Origin of the sequence: Pedobacter sp. BG31 (assembly GCF_042464845.1) — a bacterium.
Lineage (GTDB): Bacteria > Bacteroidota > Bacteroidia > Sphingobacteriales > Sphingobacteriaceae > Pedobacter > Pedobacter suwonensis.
This window is the reverse complement of record NZ_JBHNZK010000071.1, coordinates 1-303: the sequence shown is the minus strand read 5'-3', so window position 1 is coordinate 303 and position 303 is coordinate 1. Positions and strand designations below refer to the sequence as shown.

Here is a 303-nt window from a genome sequence, read left to right as displayed (position 1 = left end):
GCGGCCTGAGCTGGGGCAGTACGCTTAACCTTTCGGTGTATAAAGATCAGGTGGCCAGATATTACCTGCCTTCGGTACAGGGGAGCAACTTTTTGCAGGCCAACGCCACGGTATCGGGGGTAGAGGGCTTGCCCGTGTATTCCATTTTCTCGTACCGCTGGGCGGGCCTTGATGGTGCCACGGGCGAACCGATGGGCTTTTTAAACGGCCAGCCCAGCAAGGCCTACAGCAGTATCATCAGTGGTACCAAACTTACAGATCTGGCATTTCATGGTTCGGCGCTGCCCCGTTATTTCGGCAATA

General features: G+C 55.4%; 1 protein-coding gene. It reads left to right on the top strand.

Features of this window, described 5'->3' with window-relative positions; all coding sequences use genetic code 11:
- Nucleotides 1-303, top strand: a 303-nt coding sequence (locus ACFE6N_RS23580) for a hypothetical protein (RefSeq protein WP_378940388.1), incomplete at both ends; no start/stop codon positions are given.